The following is a 1,743-nucleotide window of genomic DNA, read 5'->3' on the forward strand; positions in this document are numbered from 1 at the left end:
GATACAGGTCTATGTACGGAGCTAGAGGCTACAGAAAATGTGGGAGGAATTTAAAATGTATTATTGACGACTTGATTTCCTAGCAGGGTAAACTGTTTACTGAGCACGGCATTAAAAGCTCCATTTTAGTTAGAATTTTTCGAAGTAGTCCGTCATGTAAAGGCTGAAAACTCTATATAGCCAAAATCAAGCACAGTAACTAATGTTTATTTTCGTTTTGTGGTTGTGTTCTTAGCCCATTATCATGGCGTTATGCGCACTAATTAACAGGAAATAACTCAATTGAAAGGAAACTGTTTATGCGGAGAGGTCTCGTTTGAGCTAACAGGCGAATTACCACCCATTTATCAATGTCACTGTTCGCTGTGTCGCAAGGTATCTGGTTCTTCATCAAACTCATCTTTGATAATCAAGGCATCAAATTTTAAGTGGTGTACTGGCGAGCATCAAATCAGGTCGTTCTCTGCTAGTTCGGGTTTTAAATCTGAGTTTTGTTGTCAATGTGGTAGCCCAGTACCCAATATCAGCTTAAACGGTGAATCATATTGGGTGCCTGCTGGTCTGCTGTCTGTGCCTGTTGATACAAAAGTAGTCGCTCATGTCTATGTTGGTTCTAAAGCAAACTGGGACGTGGGCTTCATCAACGATGGTATTCCTCAATTCGAAACGATGCCAAGTGAAGACGATTGGTTAAAGTTACATATGAAGCCCCCGTGTACGAGCGTTTAAACTCAGTATTTTGGTTTTGAATCCGCTTTAATCCCTATAGAGTAATTATTTAGGTTAAGTGGATGCGCTGTCCACTAATTAATGCGGCGTTAACTGGCAAAGGCGACAAATTATTATGGAAGAACTGATTGCTCAATATACAGGAGCTGATGAAGATTCGAGACTAACTAGGCAGTATATCGCTCAACTTGAATTCGATACTACAATGTACAAGCTCGATAGATACCTATCGAAAGGTGCCAATGTTTGTGAGGTCGGTGCAGCGACGGGACGTTATTCACTAGCGTTTTCGGCAATGGGCTGCGATGTGACAAGTGTTGAACTCGCTCCAGAACAAGTAAACACCTTAAGGGACAAAGCGAAAGAACAGCAATTAACTCTATGTATCTTTGAAGGCAATGCGTGTAGTTTGCCTTTTATTCAAAGTAGCTCGCAAGATGTAGTTGTGATCCTGGGACCGCTATATCACCTAAAGACTGAGTTAGAATGAAATCAGGCTATTACTGAAGCCTGGCGAACTTTGAAGCCCAATGGTATTTTAGCTGTCGCGTACATTTCCCGTTACTTTATTGCTGGTATGTTCGCCCAGAAATTTCCCGAACTTGTCACTCTCGATGTTCTGTCAGAGCTACAAACACATGGAACAGTTTCAAGTCCCAAAGCTGATAGCTTTTTTAGGGTAGGATATTTTGCAACACCAATTGAAGTAGAATCTTTGGTCAAGCGCCAAGGCTTCGATTTGGTCGGTCATAGTGCTACCGATGGCTTTGGTCGTTATATTTCAAATGGAGTGAATAGCTTCACCCCGTCACAGTATCAAACATGGCTGCGTTACCATTTAGAAACTTGTGACGAACAAAGTTTGTTAGGCTCAAGTAATCACGGTTTAGTGCTCGCTAGAAAAGCTTGTTAATAAGGCGCATAAGGTTGCTCCCCAACGCTCGCATTTGGGGTTTGAACCAGTTTTAGTGGCTACGGCATAATGGATTAAGTTCCATGATCGCTGCTCACTAC

The 1,743-nt window shown here is 41.9% G+C and carries 1 protein-coding gene and 1 pseudogene; both read left to right on the top strand.

What is annotated here, in order from left to right:
- Positions 1-282: 282 nt before the first annotated feature.
- Complete coding sequence (locus L4C33_RS22055) at positions 283-729, top strand: GFA family protein (RefSeq protein WP_428814523.1); 447 nt, start codon at positions 283-285, stop codon at positions 727-729.
- Between the two features lie 115 nt (positions 730-844).
- Positions 845-1,642: pseudogene (locus tag L4C33_RS22060) on the top strand (class I SAM-dependent methyltransferase).
- Positions 1,643-1,743: the final 101 nt, after the last annotated feature.

Origin of the sequence: Vibrio makurazakiensis, from assembly GCF_050337375.1 — a bacterium.
In the GTDB taxonomy this organism is placed as follows: Bacteria; Pseudomonadota; Gammaproteobacteria; order Enterobacterales; family Vibrionaceae; genus Vibrio; species Vibrio makurazakiensis.